The sequence below is a fragment of the Stutzerimonas sp. 21-1 genome (assembly GCF_056336065.1).
The window spans coordinates 504,660-526,588 of the sequence record NZ_CM150500.1 but is presented as its reverse complement, the minus strand read 5'-3'; the positions used below and the strand labels follow the sequence as shown (position 1 = coordinate 526,588).

At 61.4% G+C, this 21,929-nt stretch carries 18 protein-coding genes; 15 read left to right on the top strand and 3 right to left on the bottom strand.

Annotated elements, in window-relative coordinates; translation table 11 throughout:
- Positions 1 to 39 precede the first annotated feature (39 nt).
- The 13 genes from hsdR (at position 40) to AC0ZJQ_RS02335 (ending at position 16,433) form a co-directional block, all read left to right on the top strand.
- Positions 40 to 3,516, top strand: coding sequence for a type I restriction-modification system endonuclease (gene hsdR / locus AC0ZJQ_RS02395; protein ID WP_476477750.1), 3,477 nt, complete (start codon positions 40 to 42; stop codon positions 3,514 to 3,516).
- A gap of 79 nt (positions 3,517 to 3,595) precedes the next feature.
- Positions 3,596 to 4,240, top strand: coding sequence for a hypothetical protein (locus AC0ZJQ_RS02390; RefSeq protein ID WP_476477290.1), 645 nt, complete (start codon positions 3,596 to 3,598; stop codon positions 4,238 to 4,240).
- Positions 4,237 to 4,941, top strand: a complete 705-nt coding sequence (locus AC0ZJQ_RS02385) for a hypothetical protein (protein WP_476477289.1) — start codon at positions 4,237 to 4,239, stop codon at positions 4,939 to 4,941. The genes AC0ZJQ_RS02390 and AC0ZJQ_RS02385 overlap by 4 nt, the downstream gene beginning before the upstream one ends.
- A complete protein-coding gene (locus AC0ZJQ_RS02380; protein WP_476477288.1) occupies positions 4,942 to 5,625 on the top strand; it encodes a PP2C family protein-serine/threonine phosphatase in 684 nt (227 codons plus the stop codon). It begins immediately after the preceding gene.
- Positions 5,626 to 5,685: 60 nt separating this feature from the next.
- Positions 5,686 to 7,233, top strand: coding sequence for a class I SAM-dependent DNA methyltransferase (locus tag AC0ZJQ_RS02375; protein ID WP_476477287.1), 1,548 nt, complete (start codon positions 5,686 to 5,688; stop codon positions 7,231 to 7,233).
- A complete protein-coding gene (locus AC0ZJQ_RS02370) occupies positions 7,226 to 8,692 on the top strand; it encodes a restriction endonuclease subunit S (protein WP_476477286.1) in 1,467 nt (488 codons plus the stop codon). The genes AC0ZJQ_RS02375 and AC0ZJQ_RS02370 overlap by 8 nt, the downstream gene beginning before the upstream one ends.
- Before the next feature lie 14 nt (positions 8,693 to 8,706).
- Positions 8,707 to 9,399: an F-box protein gene (locus tag AC0ZJQ_RS02365; protein ID WP_476477285.1), complete on the top strand. Its 693-nt coding sequence runs from the start codon at positions 8,707 to 8,709 to the stop codon at positions 9,397 to 9,399.
- On the top strand, positions 9,396 to 10,016 hold the full coding sequence (locus AC0ZJQ_RS02360; protein WP_476477284.1) for a hypothetical protein: 621 nt from the start codon (positions 9,396 to 9,398) through the stop codon (positions 10,014 to 10,016). Before AC0ZJQ_RS02365 ends, AC0ZJQ_RS02360 begins: the two co-directional genes overlap by 4 nt.
- Positions 10,006 to 11,907 carry a hypothetical protein gene (locus tag AC0ZJQ_RS02355; RefSeq protein ID WP_476477283.1) on the top strand — a complete coding sequence of 634 codons (1,902 nt, stop codon included), beginning with the start codon at positions 10,006 to 10,008 and terminating at the stop codon, positions 11,905 to 11,907. Before AC0ZJQ_RS02360 ends, AC0ZJQ_RS02355 begins: the two co-directional genes overlap by 11 nt.
- Before the next feature lie 469 nt (positions 11,908 to 12,376).
- Positions 12,377 to 14,167, top strand: coding sequence for an SLC13 family permease (locus tag AC0ZJQ_RS02350; protein ID WP_008568287.1), 1,791 nt, complete (start codon positions 12,377 to 12,379; stop codon positions 14,165 to 14,167).
- Positions 14,168 to 14,269: 102 nt separating this feature from the next.
- On the top strand, positions 14,270 to 15,547 hold the full coding sequence (locus AC0ZJQ_RS02345; protein ID WP_314020069.1) for a bifunctional O-acetylhomoserine aminocarboxypropyltransferase/cysteine synthase: 1,278 nt from the start codon (positions 14,270 to 14,272) through the stop codon (positions 15,545 to 15,547).
- Between the two features lie 78 nt (positions 15,548 to 15,625).
- The gene (gene trxC / locus AC0ZJQ_RS02340; protein WP_155551109.1) at positions 15,626 to 16,060 is read left to right on the top strand and encodes a thioredoxin TrxC; all 435 of its coding nucleotides are present in this window, start codon (positions 15,626 to 15,628) and stop codon (positions 16,058 to 16,060) included.
- Between the two features lie 232 nt (positions 16,061 to 16,292).
- The gene (locus tag AC0ZJQ_RS02335; protein WP_476477282.1) at positions 16,293 to 16,433 is read left to right on the top strand and encodes a hypothetical protein; all 141 of its coding nucleotides are present in this window, start codon (positions 16,293 to 16,295) and stop codon (positions 16,431 to 16,433) included.
- A 16-nt stretch (positions 16,434 to 16,449) separates the two neighbouring features.
- On the opposite strand, the gene AC0ZJQ_RS02330 is transcribed toward AC0ZJQ_RS02335, so the two are convergent.
- Together AC0ZJQ_RS02330 and AC0ZJQ_RS02325 are read right to left on the bottom strand one after the other, a co-directional pair.
- Positions 16,450 to 18,303 (bottom strand): Lnb N-terminal periplasmic domain-containing protein, encoded by a 1,854-nt coding sequence (locus AC0ZJQ_RS02330; protein WP_476477281.1) that lies wholly within the window; start codon positions 18,301 to 18,303, stop codon positions 16,450 to 16,452.
- Between the two features lie 67 nt (positions 18,304 to 18,370).
- Positions 18,371 to 18,859 (bottom strand): DUF3015 domain-containing protein, encoded by a 489-nt coding sequence (locus AC0ZJQ_RS02325; RefSeq protein ID WP_237263938.1) that lies wholly within the window; start codon positions 18,857 to 18,859, stop codon positions 18,371 to 18,373.
- Positions 18,860 to 19,127: 268 nt separating this feature from the next.
- Between AC0ZJQ_RS02325 and AC0ZJQ_RS02320 the strand changes: the two genes are divergently transcribed.
- Positions 19,128 to 19,553 (top strand): hypothetical protein, encoded by a 426-nt coding sequence (locus AC0ZJQ_RS02320; protein WP_008568297.1) that lies wholly within the window; start codon positions 19,128 to 19,130, stop codon positions 19,551 to 19,553.
- A 48-nt stretch (positions 19,554 to 19,601) separates the two neighbouring features.
- On the opposite strand, the gene AC0ZJQ_RS02315 is transcribed toward AC0ZJQ_RS02320, so the two are convergent.
- On the bottom strand, positions 19,602 to 20,501 hold the full coding sequence (locus AC0ZJQ_RS02315; protein ID WP_476477280.1) for a LysR family transcriptional regulator: 900 nt from the start codon (positions 20,499 to 20,501) through the stop codon (positions 19,602 to 19,604).
- Between the two features lie 147 nt (positions 20,502 to 20,648).
- Here AC0ZJQ_RS02315 and AC0ZJQ_RS02310 point away from each other — a divergent pair, with 147 nt between their 5' ends.
- The gene (locus AC0ZJQ_RS02310) at positions 20,649 to 21,929 is read left to right on the top strand and encodes an MFS transporter (RefSeq protein WP_165594782.1); all 1,281 of its coding nucleotides are present in this window, start codon (positions 20,649 to 20,651) and stop codon (positions 21,927 to 21,929) included.

The window sequence follows — 21,929 nt, the reverse complement described above, 5'->3', positions numbered from 1 at the left end:
GTTTGGCGTAATGAGTGGAACGCAACCGAAGGATCGACCATGGCAGCCAGCAGTAATTTCGCCTTTCTCCAGGAGCACGACCCCGTTTTCCTGCAGCTTGCGAGCACAGCCGAGCAGGTCTTCGCTAGCGATCCCAACACCACACTGATCAAACTGCGCCAACTCGGCGAGGCGCTGGCTCAAGACTTGGCCAGCCGTGCCGGTATCGAGTTCGATGCCACCACCACGCAGTCCGACCTGCTCTACAAGCTCAGCCGCGAGATCCAGCTGGATCAGAACATCCGCAGCCTGTTTCATACCCTGCGCGTCGAGGGCAACAAGGCCACTCATGAGTTCCGCACCCAGCACCGTGAGGCCATGGATGGGCTGAAGATCGCCCGTGCTCTGGCCATCTGGTATCACCAGTCGTTCGGCAAGAATGCTCATGCGTTCAAACCTGGCCCCTTCGTCACCCCCGCAGACCCCAGCGCTCCGCTGCGCGATCTGCAAAGTCAGATCGAACAGCTCAAGACGCAGCTCAGCGAGTCCAGCCAGCAACTGGAGAGCAACCAGAAGTTGGCTGACCTGCTCAAGCAGGAAGCCGAAGAATACGCCGTGCTTGCCGAGCAGATGGATGCCGAATCACGCAGCCATAAGCAGCTAGCAGCCGAACACGAAGCCGCATTGCAAAAGCTGCGCAGTGAGCACGAGCAAAGCCTCAAAGCTCTGCAGCAGCAACTGGCAGCCCAGCCACAAGCCAGCCAACAGGTCGCCAAGCTGACTCAGCAGGCCAGTAGCAGCTTCGACCTATCCGAAGACCTGACCCGCATCTTGATCGACCAACAGTTGATAGATGTCGGCTGGGAGGCCGACTCCCTCGACCTCACCTACGGTAAGGGAGCCCGCCCGGAGAAGGGTAAGAACAAGGCCATCGCCGAATGGCCCACCAGCAGCCCCAAAGCCTGCGCCGACTACGTACTGTTCGCCGGTCTTACGCCCATCGCCATCGTTGAAGCCAAGCGTAAGCGCATCAATATCGCCGACCGCATCCCCCAGGCCGAGCGCTATGCCCGTGAGTTCAACTTGGCGACCGAACATCAGCAGCCCTGGCTACTGGCTGGTCAAAATCAGCCCTGGAACGATGGCCAGGGTGGCCACTTCCGCGTGCCCTTTGCCTTTGCCTGCAACGGCCGGCCCTTTATCAAGCAGCTCGCCGAACAGTCCGGCACCTGGTTCCGTGACCTGCGCAGCCCGGCCAACACACGTCGTCCGCTGCAAGACTTCCACAAACCCGATGATCTGCTCGATCTGCTCAAACGCAGCCAGGGAGACGCCGAGGCCAAGCTGAAAGCCGAAGGCTTCACCTACCTAAAGCTGCGCGACTACCAGGAGAAAGCCATTCAGGCTGTCGAGCAGGCGCTGGCCAACAACCAGCGCGATTGCCTGCTGGCCATGGCCACCGGCACCGGTAAAACCCGCACCATCATTGGCCTGATGTACCGATTCCTGAAGGCTGAGCGCTTCAAGCGCATTCTGTTTCTGGTTGACCGCAGCGCCCTCGGCCAGCAAGCCATCGACTCGTTCAACGACACCACGCTTGAGCAGAATCACACCCTTGCGCAAATCTACGACATCAAAGAGCTGGGAGACATGGCTGCCGAAGCGGAAACCCGCATTCAGGTGGCCACCGTGCAGGCTATGGTCAGCCGCATTTTCCGCTCGGATAACCCGCCGCCCGTGGGCGAATTCGACTGCATCATCGTGGACGAAGCCCACCGGGGCTACACCCTCGACCAGGAAATGACCGAAGGTGAGTTGGCCGTGCGCGATCACAGCCAGTACCTCTCGCAATACCGCCGCGTGCTCGACCACTTCGACGCCTGCCGTATCGGCCTCACCGCCACCCCGGCCAAGCACACCAGTGAAATCTTCGGCAAACCGGTATTCACCTACAGCTACCGCGAAGCCGTGGCCGACGACTGGCTGGTGGATCACGAACCACCGATTCGCTACGAGACCCAACTCAGCAAGCATGGTATTCGCTTCGAGAAAGGCGAGTCGGTCAGCGTTATCAATACCCAAACCGGTGAAGTAGACGTAGCCGAATTGGACGATGAACTCACCTTCAACATCGAGTCGTTCAACCGCCGCGTGATCACCCCGGCCTTCGACAAGGTCATCTGCGACGAGTTGGCCAAAGAGCTGGACCCGTTTGGCGACGAGAAGACCATGATCTTCTGCGTCAATCAGGCCCATGCCGAGCGGGTCAAAAACCTACTCGACGACGCCTTCAAAGAAGCCTATGGCGAGCAGTACAACCAGGCCGCCGTGGAAATCATCACCGGCCAGAGCGATAAGGTTGAAACGCTGATTCGCCGCTACAAGAACGAGCCCACCCCCAATATCGCCATCACCGTCGACCTGCTCACCACCGGCATCGACGTACCGAAAATCTGCAACCTGGTGTTTATGCGCCGGGTGCGCTCGCGCATCCTCTACGAGCAGATGAAAGGCCGCGCCACTCGCCGCTGCGACGACATCGGCAAAACCGTTTTCCGCATCTACGACCCCGTCGACCTCTACGCCAGCCTGGAAGCGGTCGACACCATGAAGCCCCTGGTGAAGAACCCCAACATCAGCCTGGAGCAACTGGTCAGCGAACTAACCAGCGGAGCCAGTCATGACACGCCCGGCAGCCAGGACGACAGCAGCCACGCCCATGACGTGCTCGATCAACTGAGCCAGCGCGTGATGCGTATCCTGCGCAAGGCCCAGCACAAGGCCGAGGACAAACCCACGCTGAAGAAAAAGCTTGATGAGCTGCAAGACGTGTGGGGCGTTGAGCCGGCCCAATTACATAAACACCTGCACGACCTTGGCCCGCAGCAAGCGGCCAACTTCGTCCGCCAGCACAGCCAGCTGATCAACCAGCTCGCCGCCGTCAGTGCCCTGCTCGGCTCGGAGAACTACCCCGTTATTTCCACCCACAGCGATGAACTGCTGGTGCGTGAGCAGAACTACGGGCAAAACCAGAAACCAGCCGACTACCTGGAAAGCTTCAATGACTTTATTCGCAACCAACTCAACCAGTCCGCCGCCCTTGGCGTGGTGGTCAACCGCCCCAAGGATCTGACCCGCGAGCAACTGCGAGAAGTCCGCCTGCTGCTCGACCAGCACGGTTTCAGCGAAGCCAGCCTGAAAAGCGCTTGGCGCAACCAGACCAACCAGGAAATCGCCGCCAGCATCATTGGCTACATTCGCCAGGCTGCCATCGGCGAAGCCCTACTGCCCTTCGACCAACGCGTGGCCAAGGCCATGCAAACCATCTACACCCAGCAACCTTGGACGCCCGTACAACGCAAATGGCTGGATCGCCTGGCCAAGCAACTGGTGCATGAAGTGGTCATCGACCCGCAGCAGGTCAACGATGCCTTCCGTAACGACGGCGGCCTCAAAGCCCTGGATCGCAACCTGGGCGGCAACCTGGATCGGGTGCTGGAAGCCTTGAACGAGAACCTGTGGCAAGCGGTTAGCTGAGTGATTGACAGCTGCTATGCATGAACGCTTAAACTGTCCTCAGTCCTAGGACAAAGGACAGTCGCTAGCCGAGGCCGCAATGAAGAGTCAAGACGTTCTGTTGCTGATCAAATTGATCTGCCTTGAGCAGCGCGAGCGCCTGCAGCAAAGGCTCAACAGCGAAACTGCAGAGCTAATTAAACTCGGCGATATCTACGCATCCGACCAATGGCAAGGCTGGGAAGATCATTCAGAGCAAGATCCTCCCGTCCACCACGACAGCTACTCCGTTCGCGCACTGCAAGCATCACTCGGCATCAGCAAAACCGAGATTGCCTCCGCATTGAAGCGCTGCCAGCAAATCGGGCTATTGCGCGTAGACCCAAGCACCCAGCTACCGAGGGTCAACAGCAAAGCGCTACTGGGCTTTATCGAACATGGCTTGCGCTACGTATTTCCAGTCAAACCGGCAGAAATTGTCCGAGGTATTCCTACAAGTTTTTCCGCGCCCGTGCTGCAGGACAAGCTAATGAGCGGCGGTGACCTTATCCATGTCTGGCCAGACGCTTACGGCAATCGCAAGGGGCAATCCATCACCCCCCTATTCAAGACAGTGCCAGGAGCGGTCAAGAAAGACCCTCGCCTGTATGAATATCTGGCCCTGATAGATGCAATTCGCCTGGGTAATGCCAGGGAGGCCAATCTCGCCAACCAGATGCTGCGTGAAAAGGTGCTGCAGGCATGAACCATACACACAACATTCAAATGCTCGAGATGGTCGCCCAGGCGCTCGGCCAAGAACTGCGTCAAGAGATTGCTTTCGTGGGCGGCTGTATAACGGCCTTGCTGTTGACTGACGAATTCAGTCGGGAAGAAGTGCGCTACACCGATGATGTCGATTTGGTTGTACACCTGACCGGCTATGCCCAATGGCCAAGGCTAGTCGAACAACTACGGCAAAAAGGCTTCAAGCAATCGCAGCAGGACGAGGTTATCTGCCGCATGCGCCTCGGTGAGTTGAAGGTCGACTTTATGCCCGAAAATGCTGAAGCCGCCGATTTACTGGGCTGTAATAACCGCTGGTTCAAAGACGGCCTGGCCAATGCGCAGTGGCACGAATTGCCGAGCGGCTGCCCCATTCGTCTATTCACCCCGCCCTACTTTCTCGGCAGCAAACTGGAAGCCTATGCGGGGCGCGGGGCGCAGAACCCACTGGGTAGCCAGGATCTTGAGGACATTCTCAACCTGGTCAACGGGCGCGAAGAACTGCTGCAGGAGGTCGACGCTGCCGCCCCCGAACTACGCGTCTACCTGGCACAAAAGCTCGCCGCACTACTGGACAATAACGACTTCGGCTACCTGGTGCAGAACACCGCCCATGGCGATAACGAACGTGAGCAGATCATTTGGCAGCGCTTGCGTCATATCGCACAGGTAACCGCCTGAATGCGCGCAACCCTGCAATGGCGTACCCAGATCGGCACCATCACAGCCGACAACCGAGATGCCTTCGCCCATATCGAGCAGGCACATGCCAGCCTCTACCTGATCGCCGATGGCAGCAGCAGTCACCCGCGTAGTGGCGAGTTGGCTACTGCCCTGCTGGTAGAGCTTGCACAGGGATTCAACCACTTGCCTGCGACAGAGCTGAACCCAGAGCAATTGGCCGAGGCGCTGCTGCAGCTAATCGCCAGCAGCCATCAAGCCCTGCGTGATGCACATCCACAGGCGGCTTGTAGTTACCTGGTGCTATGCCTGCTAGGCGATGCAGCGTTCAGTATCCATGAAGGTGACTGCTGCCTGGGGCTAAATGATCCCAGTGGCAAAATTAGCTGGCTGAGTCCCGCACATTGCGTCGCCAACTGGCAAGGCAACCTCACCCATGCGGAACTTGCGCAAATGCAATCACGCCACCGCCTGACTCGCTGCTTCAGCGCCAGGCGAGCGAGCAATCCCGAGATAAACCACTGGTCTCTTGAGCCAAACCAGCATTGGCTGCTGGCCACTGACGGCTTCTGGGCAGGCCTTAGCCCTCAGGAACAACAGGATTTTTTACGCGACGGCCATCTGCCCGCGCCGCCCACCGATGACGACATCAGCTGCCTGAGCATCATCACACCGCCTACTTGATGAGCCGAATAACACTCCCTATTCGGCTCACGACCCTATAAATCAGTTTGAGACCCCACCATGACCAACTCTGACATTGTCCAGAAGCTCTGGAACCTCTGCGACGTACTGCGCGACGACGGCATTAACTACAGCGACTACGTCACCGAGCTGGTCCTACTGCTGTTCATCAAGATGGAATACGAGCAGGTCCAGAACAACGACAGCTTCGCCCACAAGCTGCCCGAGGGGGCGCGCTGGCCGGATCTGGCAGGTAAATCCGGTCTCAACCTGCTCGACCACTACCGGCAGATGCTGCTCGACTTGGGCAAAAACAGCGACCCACTGATCGCCGCCATCTATGCCGACGCGCAAACCCGCCTGAAAGAGCCGCGCCACCTGGAGCAGCTGATCAAGAACCTGGACGGCATCGACTGGTTCAGCGCCCGCCAGGACGGTCTCGGTGACCTCTACGAAGGCTTGCTGGAAAAGAACGCCAGCGAAACCAAATCCGGTGCCGGCCAGTACTTCACCCCGCGCCCGCTGATCGACAGCATCATCAACTGCCTCAAGCCTCAGCCCGGTGAAACCATCCAGGACCCGGCCGCCGGCACCGCGGGCTTCCTGATAGCTGCCGACGCCTATATCAAACGCCACACCGACGACCACTACGACCTCGACGCCAAGGCCCAGGCCTTCCAGCGCAACCGCGCCTTTGTCGGCATCGAACTGGTGCCTGGCACCCGCCGCCTGGCCCTGATGAATACCCTACTGCATGGCATGGAAGGCGACGAAGAAGGCGTGGTGCACCTAGGCAACGCCCTCGGCCAGACCGGGGCCAACCTGCCCAAGGTCGACGTGATCCTCTCCAACCCACCGTTCGGTACCGCCAAGGGCGGCGGCGGCCCGACCCGCGACGACCTCACCTACAAGACCAGCAACAAGCAGCTGGCCTTCCTCCAACACATCTACCGTGGCCTCAAGCCCGGTGGCCGCGCCGCCGTGGTGCTGCCGGACAACGTGCTATTCGAAGCCGGCGTCGGCACCGAGGTGCGCCGTGACCTGATGGACAAGTGCAACCTACATACCGTCCTGCGTCTGCCCACCGGCATCTTCTACGCCCAGGGCGTGAAGACCAACGTGCTGTTCTTCCAGAAAGGCACGCAGGACAACCCACGCCAGGAACAAGGCTGCACCCAGCGCGTGTGGGTCTATGACCTGCGCAGCAATATGCCGAGCTTCGGCAAACGCACCCCCTTCGGCGCACAACACCTCAAACCCTTTGAGGATGCCTATGGCGAGGATGCAAACGGCAACAGCCCCCGCGCCGAGAATGTGGAAGGCATCGGCGAACTCAGCCGCTTCCGTGTGTTTACCCGCGAGCAGATCCGCGAGCGCGGCGACTCGCTGGATATCAGCTGGCTTAAGGATGCCGACAGCCTGGATGCCGCCGACCTGCCCGCCCCGGAAGTGCTGGCCGGTGAAGCCATGGCCGAACTGACCGAAGCCCTGCATGAGCTGGAAGAGTTGATGAAGGCGCTGGGTGCGGGGGATGAAGTGGCGGCGCAGAAGCAGTTGATGGCGGAGGTGATGGGACTTTCGGTCGTTGCGGAGGCTGGGGATGAGTGAGTTGCCGAAGGGGTGGGTGACTGCAGCCTTGGGTGATGTTTGCGAACAGCCTGCTCAGCGTGTACCCAGTGCTGATGAGGAATTCACTTATATTGATATCGCAAGCATTGACCGAGAACGAAAGATTATCTCGGAGCCACAGAGACTACCCGGAGCTGAGGCACCGAGCCGTGCCCGTAAGTTGGTCAAAACTGGTGACGTTATCGTTTCAATGACTCGACCTAATCTGAACGCGGTTGCCTTAGTTGGTGAAGAGCATAACGAGTGCATCGCCTCGACAGGCTTTGATGTGCTGAAACCCATTGAGGTGGAACCCCGCTGGGTTTTTGCCGCAGCCAGGTCTGCGCAGTTTGTTAATGCCATGTGCGACAAGGTGCAAGGCGCTCTTTATCCCGCGGTGAAGGCAGCAGACATTCGTGAGCATGAAATACCACTGCCGCCCCTCGCAGAACAAACCCGCATCGCCGCCAAACTCGATGAACTGCTGGTCCAGGTCGACAGCCTCAAAGCCCGCATCGACGGCATCCCCGCCCGGCTAAAACGCTTCCGCCAATCCGTCCTCGCCGCCGCCGTTTCCGGGCGGTTGACGGAGGAGTGGCGGGCTGGAAATCCTTACGCTGAAAGTGCTGAGCAGCAAGTTGCGAAAGTTGATGCCTCAAAAACGGGCAGGCTCAAAGTGCGCAAGGCCGAAACCGGATTTAGCGATGATCAGCTTTTCGTAATACCAGATGGCTGGGGCTGGGTAGAGAATCATCGTCTCGCCGAAGACTCCAATACTGCCATCTGTGCTGGCCCTTTCGGGACGATCTTCAAGGCGAAGGATTTCCGTGATGCCGGCGTTCCGATCATTTTTCTTCGGCATGTTGCTGAGGGTGTTTACAAGACGGAAAAGCCGGGTTTCATGGATGAAGCTGTCTGGGAAGAGCTTCATCAAGAGTACAGCGTTTACGGTGGGGAGCTTCTCGTCACGAAGCTCGGCGATCCTCCAGGGACTGCATGTCTATACCCACAAGGGATTGGGACAGCGATGGTGACCCCAGACGTTATAAAGATGAGCGTCGATGAGCGTGTTGCCCTGCCAAAGTACCTCATGTTTTTCTTCAACTCCCAGCACTGCAAGGGACTGATTGAAAAGTTGGCTTTTGGTGCAACACGGTTACGTATCGACATTGCGATGTTCAAGGGCTTTCCAATTCCCCTGCCGCCGCTTGAAGAACAAACCGAAATCCTCCAGCGCGTCGAACAACTCTTCGCCTTCGCCGACCAATTGGATGCCAAAGTTGCCGCAGCCAAAAGCCGTATCGACCACCTGACCCAAAGCATCCTGGCCAAAGCCTTTAGAGGCGAACTGGTGCCGCAAGACCCGAACGACGAGCCGGCCAGCGTGCTACTGGAACGCATCAAAGCCCAACGCGCCGCCACACCCAAGGCCAAGCGCGGGCGCAAGGCGTCGGCCTGAGCGAAGGAGTCGTTATGCTCAATGCAGTTTTTTCAGGGAAGAAACGCGGTACCGGCCTGCAGACGCTGGAGCTGGCAGAGGGTGCCGAAGATGTGCTGACCGCCAGCGTCTTCGAGCGCCTGGCCTATCTGCCTGATGGACTGTTGACGGCGGTGCTATCGGAGCTGCTCGGAGAACCCTTCGGCCCGCTGCAGGCTATCGCGTACTGGCCGAAGTGGCGCCTGCAGGATGGCACCCGCGTCGAGCCCGATGTGCTGCTGCAGGATGCCCAGCGCTGCGTGCTGATTGAGGCCAAACGGAATGACCATGTACGCCAGCAGAGCGCTAGGCAACTCGCCAATGAGTTGCTCGCCGGCTGGCACGGGAAGTACCTGGGCGATAGCTGCATTCTCCTGACGCTGGGAGGCCTGGAGGATACGAGCGAAGCCGGGCACCATCTGCTGCTCAGCGAGATACTTGGCCGTCTGCCAGCGGGCAGCGCAACACGCTTCTCGCTGGTATGCCGCAGTTGGCAACAGCTGTATCAGGTGCTGGAAAGCCAGGTCGATCCGGATTCGCCAGCGGGCCTCCAGCGCCTGCTTGATGACATCGCTAAATGCTATGCCTGGCATGGCCTGAGAACCCACCCGATGCGCTGGCTGGCTGACCTGCAACCGCCTGAGCTCGACGTACACGCCGGAGCTTTCACCGCATGGAGCCGCAAATGAGCACCAACCTGCAAGACGCCCTGCTGGATGTACGCAAAGCCTATCGCCTGCTCGCCGACTACCAGCAACGTATGTTCGAGCTGCTGGGTTTTATCCGTGAGCGGCTAGGGGCAGAAGACTATTACCACAAGTACCTTTATCCACTGCCGCAGGGGCTGGAAGGGCTGGATCAGCGTGACAACAGCGGCCTGCGCTATCTGCCCTTCTACGATCTGTCGGCGATCTGGCTGCAGAACCAGGGCCAGGATGCGCCCTGGGACAACCACATGCCCGGCGACTTGATGTTCGGCGCATGGGTGCGCAGCGACACGGGCTTCGACAAGTACTCAGGCCAGTTCAACGGCCTACCTGCCGAGCAAAGCCGCAGTGTTCTGGTGTTGTCCGTCGTGGTCTGTGAAAAACCCATGGCCAAGCCATGCAACTGGTACGGAAAAATCTGGGACTACATGGGCTACCCAGAGGACGACCAAGTTAACGACACCGACGTCCCTGGCTACCGCTGCTACGCCAAATCGATTGACCTCGAACAGCTATCAGATCGCGACGCAATCAAGACAGCTATTGCCGACTGGTGCAAGCGCGCCAGCCAGAAGCTGAATACGCCGATTGGCTCCTGAGCAATCGGAGGAGCAGCGAACCAAGGCGGCCCATTACTGCGTCCAAGAGGCGAAAAACACGATGCCGACAAAAAAAATAGAGTGCGATAACGAACTGTTTCTCAGCTTGCGCCAGGCCTCCCCGGAGGAAGTGGATGTGCTGGTGGACATTGTTACCGACTTCGCCAGGGGCCGCGCAGGCCTGGATGCAGATGACAAGAAAACCCTGGTGCAGGCCAAGCACGCATCCAGGCCCAATGGATATTCCGAAGACCAGCTCATGTTGCTGGGGCACGAGCTGCAGCAGTTCGGCGGCCATTCGGCATTCAACCTTGCCCGCCGCCTGCTCCAAAAGCCCGCAATTGACTACACGGAAATCGTCAACGACGTTTACCGGAAGCTGAACGGAGATCAGGCGAAGCAGAAGTCCGTGGCGAACAAGGAGCGCGAGATCGCCCTAGCCCTGTTCGGGGAAAACTGGCGCGAACTGCCGCCAAAGGAGCGGTTCAATCGCAGTACCAGCGTCAAGGTGCTTTCAGGTCTATTCAAGTTGAAGGACGCCCTGCCTTTAGGCAGGGCGGGTGCGTTAGTCGGTCTCTCGGCTGCAAACAGTGCGGCCTTGTTCACCGTGGCCTCCACGGGCATGAGACTGAACCCTCTCGGCCTGGCGGCTACAGCCGGCCTAGGCCTCAACAGTGCGGTCGCGGAAGCCTACCGCGTGACTGTCCCCTTCGTTGCCCAGATGGGGTGGATACGGCTGCGACGAGAAGCAAGCTCCTCGACTCAGCCTGCGCACACCACAGCACAACCACAGGCTCATGAGAGCGCGGATAGCTCAGACCTCGTCTTGCGTGATGAGAACGACGGCACGCTGATGAAGATTCGCATCATCGAGCGAGCCTCCGAGCAATCGGGTCGGCAGATGTCGCCAGAGCAGATCAACGCGCTAAACCCTCTTCTATCCAATGTACCGGGGCTCGCAGCCTTGGCCGAGCTGCACCAAGGAAACTATGTGGTTTGCAGTCTACCTTTCGACACGCTCACCAAGAGCACTAGCAACGATGGGAGTGTCAGGGCCTTCGTCACCAGCGGCGGGCGAATTACCGAGCACGCCCATCTTTCGATGCCGGACGGCTTGCAGAATGTGCTGATCAGCGGTGCGGTATGGAACGCCCTTTCATCGGCGGTAGGCCAGAAACACCTGCACGATATCAACGAAAAGCTAACCGCCATCAAACGTCAGTTGGATGCTGTCCAAAAAGGTCTGGAGGACCAACGCTGGGAAAAGCTGGCAGGGCTTCTGGACTACGTGCAAAGCCTGCTGGATCACTACCCGCAGGAAGGCATCACCGATGCGGCCCTAACAGCTCTGGAAATGCAGCAGGCCGAAATGATCGGACTGACACAGTTTTTCGAGGGGAAGATTAAGGATGAATTGAGGTTCGCCGAAGGTGTAGAAGCCAGCAAGGTATTTGGCGTCGAAGCCTCCCGAATGGCTTTACAGGAAAGCCTTTCCAGGATGAACGACTGGGTCAGTGGCTACCTGCAGGTAACTCAACTGCAGGTCGTCAGTGCTGCTTTACGCTACATGGCGCAACCACGCGAGCTCTACCGAAGCGCTGCAGCCAAAGTACTTGAAAACCTGAGCCAACTCAGCAACAGGGCTGCCGAGAGCCGCAAGGTCTATGGTTCCCAGATGGAACTGACCAACTCACTGGTATTCAGCCTTGAGGAGTCAAGGCGCAAGCACTTCACCGCGAGTCTAGACTCGCTGACCAACACATTGACCGCAGGCCCACTAGACACTCGCCGCCTACACCGAATGCTGTTCGAGCAAGGGGAGCACCAGGTGTTACTGCAGATTGAAAACGGACAGTTCACAAAGGGACAGTTACTAGATTCGAATATTTGAACCTGACCGTTTCGCGGTACAAAAAACAGTACACTGGCGGTACAGTGCCCAGCTTTTACAGATTTCGCTCAATTACGCTTAACCCGCTCTAAAACGCTGCTTTCAACTAACTGTACCTGCGCTAAGCTACGCCCGATTTCACTGGGTTTGCAGCGTTTCTAGGCAACTCATAATCCTTTGGTCCGCGGTTCGAGTCCGTGTGGGCCCACCACCTTATAAAGCCGTGCTCTGCGCGGCTTTTTCGTTTCTGCCCCTTCCCCGCCCTCATCGCTTCAGCATCCGCTACATGCCGCGGTAGATGAATGCAGCTGCGGCGTCGTTGGCCTCGCCCAAAACAGCTAAATAACTAAAACGCATATAAACAGCAGTATTGGTTTCTGGACTCTCTAAATCGGGGCCACTATCGTGCGCGCGGGGTCGCTGGCGCGGCCTGTCGTTTTCAGGTCACCGCCACGCTTTAAGGATCCCCATGCTTTCGGAATCGCTGCCGCTGCTGTTCGTCTGCGCTCTGCTGGTCTGGGTGCTGGTCGCGTTCGTTCGCGAGACCTGGAGCCCGGATATCGTGGTGGCGATCGCGGTGGCCGTGCTATTGGCGACGCAGCTGCTCAGCCCAGGCGAAGTGCTGAGTGTGCTGTCCAACTCCGCGCCGGTGACCATCGCCTGCATGTTCATTCTCTCCGCCGCGCTGGAGCGCACCGGCTGTATCGATGCGCTAGGCAACTGGCTGGGTGATCTGGTCGGCGACAGCCCCACGCGCGTGCTGGCCGGGCTGATGATCACCGCGCTGGTGGTGTCCGCCTTTCTCAACAACACACCGGTCGTGGCCATTCTCACGCCAGTGGCGATTGCGCTGGCCAAGCGCGCCAGCAGTTCGCCGTCGAAGCTGCTCATCCCGCTTTCCTACGCCACGGTGCTCGGCGGCATGCTGACCATGATCGGCACCTCGACCAACATCCTCGTCGACGGTGTCGCACGCAAGGCCGGCCTGGAGCCATTCGGCATGTTCGAGATCACCCCCGCGGCGCTGGCCTTCTGCGCGGTTGGTTTCGTCTATCTGATGCTGTTCAGCCGACGTCTGCTGCCGGATCGGGAAACCCTGTCCAAGCAGTTGCGCCCGGATCTGGACCGCACCTTCATGAGCGAGCTGCGGGTGCCGCATACGTCGCCGATGATCGGCAGGACGCTGAGCGAGGCCAATCTCAATGGCGGTAGCGGTCTGCAGGTGCTGCAGGTGAGCCGTGACGATCAGCAGATCAGCCGCCCCGAGCACGATTTCGTCCTGCAGGCCGGCGACCTGCTGGTGCTACACGGCCAGGTGCGCAACGTGGTCGATCTGCGCGAAAGCGGCCACCTCAGCTTCAACCGCGGCGATGCCTTCGAGACCGTCAGCAGCCAGGACCTGGTGCTGGCCGAGGCCATCGTCGGACGCGGCTCGCGCTACAGCCACCGACCGATGCGCGATCTCGACCTCAGCGTGCGCTACGGCATCAACGTGCTGGCGGTGCATCGCCAGGATGCCAACGTCAGCGGCAACCTCGACGATTTCGAGCTGCAATTCGGCGATGTCATGCTGGTCGAAGGCACCCCGGCGCAGATCAAGCGCTTCGCTGACAATGGCGAGCTGATCAGTCTCAACGCCGTGCAGGAGCGCGCCTACCGCCGCGACAAGGCGCCGATCGCCATTCTCGCCACGCTGGCGGTGGTGATTCTGTCCGCCTTCAGCTTCATGCCCATCGAAGGCCTGGCGATCATCGCCGGCGCGGTGGTGCTGGCCACTCGCTGCCTGGATGTTGAGGAGGCTTACAAGGCGGTCGACTGGAAGGTGCTGAGCCTGATTTTCGGCATGCTGGCGATCAGCATCGCGATGGACAAGGTCGGCCTGGTCGATGTGGTGGTGGCCAAGACCATGACTGCGCTGCCCGACGCCAGCCCGCTGCTGATGCTCGGTTTCGTCTACCTGCTGACCACCATCCTCACCGAGATCCTGTCCAACAACGCCGTGGCGGTGCTGGTCACGCCGGTGGCCATCGGCATCGCCCAGAGTCTCGGTCTCGATCCACGGCCGTTCGTGATAGCAGTGATGTTCGCCGCCAGCGTCAGCTTCGCCACGCCAATCGGCTATCAGACCAACACCTTCGTCTACAACGCCGGCGGCTATCGCTTCAGCGACTTCCTGCGCATCGGCATCCCGCTGAATCTGCTGATGGTAGGGGTCGCGATTGTGGTCATCCCGCTGGTGTGGCCGTTGCACGCGGCCTGAGCGCTGAGCCCCTAATCCCGTGCCGCTTGCGCTGAGTCATTGATCCCGCGCGCATTCCGTTTCAAGCTCCGGTTTTTCGTCGAACAACAACAGGAGCGCGACATGAAACTGGAAACGCTGGCCATCCACGCCGGTTACAGCCCGGACCCGACCACCAAGGCGGTCGCCGTACCGATCTACCAGACCACGTCCTACGCCTTCGACAATACCCAGCACGGCGCCGACCTGTTCGACCTCAAGGTGCCGGGCAACATCTATACGCGCATCATGAACCCCACCACCGACGTGCTCGAACAGCGCGTCGCTGCGCTGGAAGGCGGGGTTGCCGCGCTGGCGGTGGCGTCGGGGATGGCGGCGATCACCTACGCCATCCAGACCATCGCCGAAGTCGGCGACAACATCGTCTCGGTGGCCAAGCTCTACGGCGGCACCTACAACCTGTTCGCCCATACCCTGCCGCGCCAGGGCATCGAAGTACGCTTCGCCCCCCACGACGACATCGCCGCGCTGGAAGCGCTGATCGACGAGCGCACCAAGGCGGTGTTCTGCGAGTCCATCGGCAACCCGGCCGGCAACATCATCGATATCCAGGCCTTGGCCGACGCCGCGCATCGCCACGGTGTGCCACTGATCGTCGACAACACCGTCGCCACGCCGGTGCTCTGCCGTCCCTTCGAGCACGGTGCCGATATCGTCGTGCACGCGCTGACCAAATACATGGGCGGCCACGGCACCAGCATCGGCGGTATCGTCGTCGACTCCGGCAAGTTTCCCTGGGCGCAGCACAAGTCGCGCTTTCCGCTGCTCAACACACCGGATGTCTCCTACCACGGCGTGACCTACACCGAGGCCTTCGGCCCGGCGGCGTTCATCGGCCGCTGCCGTGTGGTGCCGCTGCGCAACATGGGCGCGGCGATCTCGCCGTTCAATTCGTTCCTGATCCTGCAGGGCCTGGAAACCCTGGCGCTGCGCATGGAGCGCCACTGCGAAAATGCGCAGAAGGTCGCCGAGTTCCTGCAGGCCCACCCGCAGGTGGCCTGGGTGAAGTACGCCGGGCTGACGGACCATCCCGAACACGGCCTGGCGCGCCGCTACATGGGCGGCCGCCCGGCGTCGATTCTCTGCTTCGGCATCGTCGGCGGCATGGAAGCCGGCGCACGCTTCATCGACGCGCTGAAACTGGTCCTGCGCCTGGTCAACATCGGCGACGCCAAGTCGCTGGCCTGCCACCCGGCGAGCACCACCCACCGCCAGCTCAACGCCGAGGAACTGGCGCGCGCCGGAGTCTCGCAGGACCTGATCCGACTGTCGATCGGCATCGAGCACATCGACGACATCCTCGCCGACCTCAGCCAGGCGCTCGACGCCGCCCGAGGCTGACCGCCGCCCGCGGCGCGATCCTTGATATCGCGCCGCGCGGCTCCACATTGTTCGGCATACCGCCTGTGGAGCCTTGCCATGACCGACTCGCTGATCATCCCCTGCGCACACTGCGCCGGCCTCAACCGGATTCCCGCCGGCCGTCTGCATGACGCGCCGCATTGCGGCCGCTGCAAGGCCGCAGTCCTGCCGGACAAACCCTTCGACCTGCAGCACAGCCAGTTCGCCAGCCAGCTCAAGGGCGATCTGCCGCTATTGGTGGATGTCTGGGCCAGCTGGTGCGGGCCGTGTCGCAGCTTCGCACCGACCTTTGCCGAAGCCGCCCGCCAGCTGCAGGGCCGCTGCCGCCTGGCCAAGCTCGATAGCGAAGCCAACCCACAGCTTTCCACGCAGCTGGGCATTCGTTCGATTCCCAGCCTGTTGCTGTTTCGCAACGGTCGCGAGGTGGCTCGCCAGAGCGGCGCACTGCCGTTGCCGCAGTTGCTGACCTGGCTGCGCCAGCACGGCATCTGACCGCAGGTCCGGAGTGCCTGAACGATCAGGATGGCAACTCGGTCCACCGCACAGATTCATATCTGTCCGGAGACCGCCCCTATGTTCGGCAATACCACCCGCACGTTTGAAGTGAACTACATCTACCAGAACGATCCGCGCGCAGATCATCGAGTCGCAGGACGAAAGCCTGTCGAATGCTGCGGCGGCTGCGCACCTGATCCGCCTGCATCATGCCGATGCGGAAAATGGCTTGGTGATGCCTGACGTGGATGCCGCGGGCGAGGAACTGCTCAAGCAGGCCGAGATTCTCGGCATCACCGATATCCGGGTACCCCGGCTGGTGCACGAGCACGCGCCGGGCACCACGCCGGGCCATCATCAGCAGCCCTGATACACCTGCCGCCGCGTCAGTAGAAGTACCAGCGCAGCTGGACCTGAAACTCCGTTTCCGGCTCGGCGCGGTGACTGAAGCTGCGCTCAAGGCCCACCCGCAGGCCGGCGGTGTCGCGCACCTCGAACTGCTGAGCGAGGCTGATCCGCCGCCGCACCTCGCCGTTGTGGAAGTAGTCGCCGCGCGCCTCCAGCAGCAAGTTGCCGGCGCCGTTGCGCCAGAGCAGCCCGCTGTCGAAGCCCGCTGCCGGACTGATTACTGCGCCGAATTCCGGGTGGTGCTCCAGGCGTGCCGTCGCCATGGCGAAACCGAGCAGGTCCTCGTGCAGCTGCCAGGTAAAGCCGCCGCCACCATTCAGATGGCCGACCAGCCGATCGTCGCCGTCGCCCTCGGCGATCCGCTCCAGCCCGGCCGCGATCTGCCACGACCAGGGCCGCAACAGCGGGGTGAGGGGCGTCAGCGAGCGGATTCCAGCAAGGTCCAGCCGCTGCAGCTTCCAGTGGTTGCCCTCGTACTGACGCAGACGCAGCTGGGCGATCTCGATCTGAGCGCCGAGCGGGAAGCCTTCCAGGTTGTCGATCAGGTCGTGATAGGCCATGCGCAGCCCGTATTCGGCAAAGGCCCGCTCATCGCGGCTGCCGACGCCGAACTGCAGGGTGCGCGATTCATGGCCGTTTTCCGGGAGCACCGGGCGCTCGACGTCCAGGCGCGGCGGCGGGTTGCGATTGATCGCCTGCAGCAGACGATAACTGTGCGCGGCATTCACCGGATCGCGCTCCTCACCAGTCACCCGGTAGCGCACCAGACGATAGGCGCCGTCCTGAATCAGTGCCCGCCGCTCGCTCGGCAGCGCCTGGAAATCGTCGCGTTCGAGCTGCTGGGGATCGTCGGCCAACTGGCGTACCCAGCGCAGCTCCTCGCTCTCGAGCGGTGCGGTACGGGCCAGCAGTTCACGCTCGCGCGACGGCCGATAGTCGATGTCGGCGACCAGCCCGGCGTCGATCACCGCGCGCACGGTATCGGCCGGAATCGCGGTCAGCGGGAACTGTTCAGTCAGTTTCAGGCCGGGCCGGGCGACCTCCAGCAGCTCAAGCAGACGGTAGGAACAGTTTTCGTCGAAGAAGAAGTAGTCGAAGCGGATCTGCTTGAGCTCCCAGACATGCTCGAGCATCCGCCCCGTTTCATCCGGCGTCAGATTCAACCGGTACTCCCACAGATCGCGATTCTCCAGGCGGCTGTATTCACCGATCTTCTCGCGGTAGGGCAAGAGCGAGAAAAGCCCCGGATAACCGCCCATCAGGCCCTTCCATGCGTAGAGGACGCTGTTATCCATCCCCTCGATGTAGGCGCCGAAGTTGAGTGCCGAACTCAGCAGCGGACTGCCTTGGGTATCGATATCGGCCTGGTCGATGCGCAGCAGGGTGTGGCCGAACATCGACGACGGGCTGTTGAGATAGGCCGCCGGAAAGACCAGCACGGTACTGTGCGGCGCGACGTCGGCGTACCAGGTGCGAAACTCCTTGCACTCGACGGTCGGCAGGTCGGTGAGGCTCAGCCGCTCGCGCAACCAGCGCGTGCGCGCCGGGAAAACACACTGGGGGTGACGGTCGCCGGCGCTCGCCGGCGCGTAGAGCGCGGCAAGGGTCGCCGCCAGCTCGGCAGCAGGATCATGTTCACCGCCGTCGGCCAGGAAGAAATCGTCGTCATCGACATAGCTGCGCCAACCGCCCAGCTTGCCGCTCTCGTAATGTCCGAGCGAGTGCCAGTAGGGCTCGTCGGCCAGCGATCGCAGCGTGGAATCGTCAGGTGGGGCAGACAGCACGAGGGGGCTCGCGCCACACAGCGCCAGCAGTAGCAGGGGTCGAAGCATATTCGGCCAATGGCAAGCAGATACGAAAGTGCCCGCCGGAGCGGGCACGAGAGAAGGAACGCGAAACTCAGGCCCGCTCGGCGTACTGAGCCAGGCGAGCGTCCTGCTTGAGCACCGCCAGAGTGGCGGCATGCACCTGCTCGGCGGTCACGTCAGCGGAGCTGAAGATCTCGTCGAAGTGTGCCTGGGTGACGCTGGCGAAATGCGCGCGATCCTCGGGCTTGATGCCGAGCACGACGGCGTAGGTGGTCAGAGCCTCACCTTCGCCCATCGCCATGTCTTCGGACAGCTCGGTCATGATGCTGCCCAGCACGATCATGGACTTGCCGTTGTACTGCAGCGCGCCATCGGTCGAGCAACCGTTGGTGCCGGAGGTCATGCCGAAGGTGGCGTTACCGGAAGTGCCGTTGGTGGTCGAAGCCACCAGGTGGGAGGGCAGGCCGCGCTGGCCTTCGAACAGCATGTTGCCCCAGCCGCAACCTGGGCCACCCGGTGCGGTGGCGAAGGCACTGGCCGATGCGGAGAGGAGCAGGGACGCTAGCAGAATCCGTTTCATGATCGTTCTCTTGTGCGTGAAGGAAAGGCCGGCGCCCTCGCCGGCTGCGTTGTAGCTTTGGCAGAGCGGCGAGCGGTGTCAAGCCAGAAAGCCATTCGCTGCTGAATGGTTCAAGCTAAAGCGGTTGCAGCCACGCATCCACCCCTCGTCTGTGCACACAAAAGAGCAGGTACCTGCGCAAAATCATGTCAATTTGCCATCACCACATGATAGCTTCCGCGCCGCGCGTCACGGAGCGCGCATGAAAAACAGACAACAAGGAGCTGTCGTGAAACTCACCCCTATTCTTCTCGCTGGTGCGATTCTGGCTTCCACCGGCTGCGCGAGCGGCCTGAATTCGTATCAGGAATCCGAGCTGCGCCACTTCGAAGCCGCCGGCCTGGCGGTCGAGGAAAAGAGCCCTGCCCTGGGTACCGCGCTGGGTCTGCTTCCCGGCGGTGGTTCGTTCTACGGTCGTGAGTACGGCCTTGGCGTGGTCAATCTGCTGTTCTGGCCGCTTTCCATTCTGTGGGATCCGGTCAGTGGCCACAGCGCCGCGGAAACCATCAACTACCACGCTACCAAGCATCACGTCAGCAAGTTGGAAAATGGCGAGCTGGACAAGCTGGAAGACCAGCTGGCACAGAACCAGATCGACATGACCCAGTTCACCCTGCAGAAGCGCAAGATCGAAGCGAAGTACCGCTACAACTGACCGAGCGCTCCGTGCCGGCTCTCAGCCGGCACGGACTCTCACCGCACGCTAGCGGGCGGCAAGGGCCTCGCGCGTGACCAGCTCGATGAAGGCGCGCGTCAGCGGTGACTGCTCCTGGCGGCGCTTGACCAGCCAGACGGCGGTGGTCGCGTCCTTGTCCAGCAGGGTACGAAATGCCACGCCGTCGATGCGGATGCGCTGGAACGACGCCGGCAGCACCGAAACCCCCAGTCCTGCAGCGACCAGGCCGATGATGGTCAGCGCCTCGTTCGCCTCCTGGGCAATGCGCGGGTTGAAGCCGGCCTGGCGCGCCAGGTTGAGCAACTGGTCGTAGAGCCCGGTGCCGTAGCTGCGCGGAAAGAACACGAATGGCTCGGCGGTCAACTCGGCCAGGCAGATGCCCTCCTCGCTACCGCTCGCCAACGGATGGCCGGTGTGCATCAGCGCCACCAGCGGCTCGCTGAACAGCTCCGTGGTCTGTAGGCCGGCCGGCAGCGCGAACGGGCGGATCATGCCGACCTGCAGCGTCTCATCCTGCACCGCCTCCACCACCTGCTTGCTGGTCATCTCCTGCAGCGCCAGATGCACGGCCGGAAAGGCTTCGCGGAAAGCCAGAATCGCCCGCGGCAGAATCGAGGTGAACGGCGCCGAGGAGGTGAAACCGATCTGCAGCTCGCCGATCTCGCCCTGATTGGCGCGGCGCACCACATCCACCGACTTGTCGACCTGCGCCAGCGTGCGGCGGGTTTCCTCGAGAAACAGCCGACCGGCATCGGTCAGCGAAACCCTACGGTTGGTGCGATCGAACAGGCGCACCCCCAGCTCGGCTTCCAACGCCTGGATCTGCTGGCTCAGCGGCGGCTGGGAAATGCGCAGCAGCTCGGCGGCACGACCGAAGTGCAGCTCCTCGGCCACAGCGACGAAATACCGCAAATGGCGTAGCTCCATGACGACCTCTTTGATTCGCCGATCATATTGATTGGGTCGAATAATATATTGGATACATTAAACAAAGCTCCCTATCGTTCTCCCTATCAGCCTGCGATCCCGACGCTCAACGAACGTCGTGCGGGTGAACGACAGCGAGAATCGGCGATGAACAGTTTCCAGTGCGCGACCGGCGAGCCAGCTCAACCCGACGCGCAGCCCTCCCCCGACGCCGTGGACCGCGCCGCCTTCACCGAAAAGGGCACACCACGCTTCACCCGCACCGTGCTGGCGCTGTTCGCTGGCGGCTTCGCGACCTTCGCCCTGCTCTACTGCGTGCAACCACTGATGCCCATGCTGTCGCAGGCGTTCGCCATCAACGCGGCGCAAAGCAGCCTGGTGCTGTCGTCCTCGACCATCACCCTGGCAATCGGCCTGCTGATCACCGGGCCAATCTCCGATGCCGTCGGCCGCAAGCCGGTGATGGTCACCGCGTTGCTGGCCGCCGCGCTGTTCACCCTGCTCAGCGCGGTGATGCCCGGCTGGCATGGCGTGCTATTGATGCGTGCCCTCGTCGGGTTGGCGCTGAGCGGGCTGGCGGCGGTGGCGATGACCTACCTGAGCGAGGAGATCGATCCACGGCACCTCGGCCTGGCGATGGGCCTGTACATCGGCGGCAATGCGATCGGCGGCATGAGCGGCCGGCTGATCAGCGGCGTGCTGGTCGATTTCCTGCCGTGGCAGAGCGTACTGGCGGTGATGGGCGGGCTGGCGCTGCTAGCCGCACTGCTGTTCTGGCGCTTTCTGCCCGAATCGCGGCACTTCCGTCCGCGCCCGTTGCGTCCGCGCGGGCTGGTGCAGGGCTACGCCATGCACTTTAGCGATGCCGGGCTGCCGTGGCTGTTCCTGCAGGCATTCCTGCTGATGGGCAGCTTCGTCACGCTGTTCAACTACATCGGCTACCGGTTGATTGCCGCGCCGTTCGAGCTCAGCCAGACGCTGGTCGGTCTGCTGGCGGTGGTCTATCTGTCGGGCATCTACAGCTCGGCGCAGGCCGGTGCGCTGGCCGACCGGATCGGCCGGCGCAAGGTGCTCTGGGCGATGATCGTGCTGATGCTGGGCGGACTGGGGCTGACGCTGTTCGATGTACTGGCTGCCATCCTGCCGGGCATGCTGCTGTTCACCTTCGGCTTCTTCGGTGCGCATTCGGTAGCCAGCAGTTGGATCGGCCGCCGCGCCACCCAGGCGCGGGGCCAGGCGTCGTCGCTGTACCTGTTCGGCTATTACCTGGGCTCCAGCATCGCCGGAACGCTGGGTGGGCTGTTCTGGCATGCCGGCGGCTGGATTGGCGTAGGCCTGTTCATCGCTGCCCTGCTGCTGGTCTCGCTGCTGGTGGCGCTGCATCTGGCACGCTTGCCGGCCACGCCGGAAAACCACGCACGCGGATAG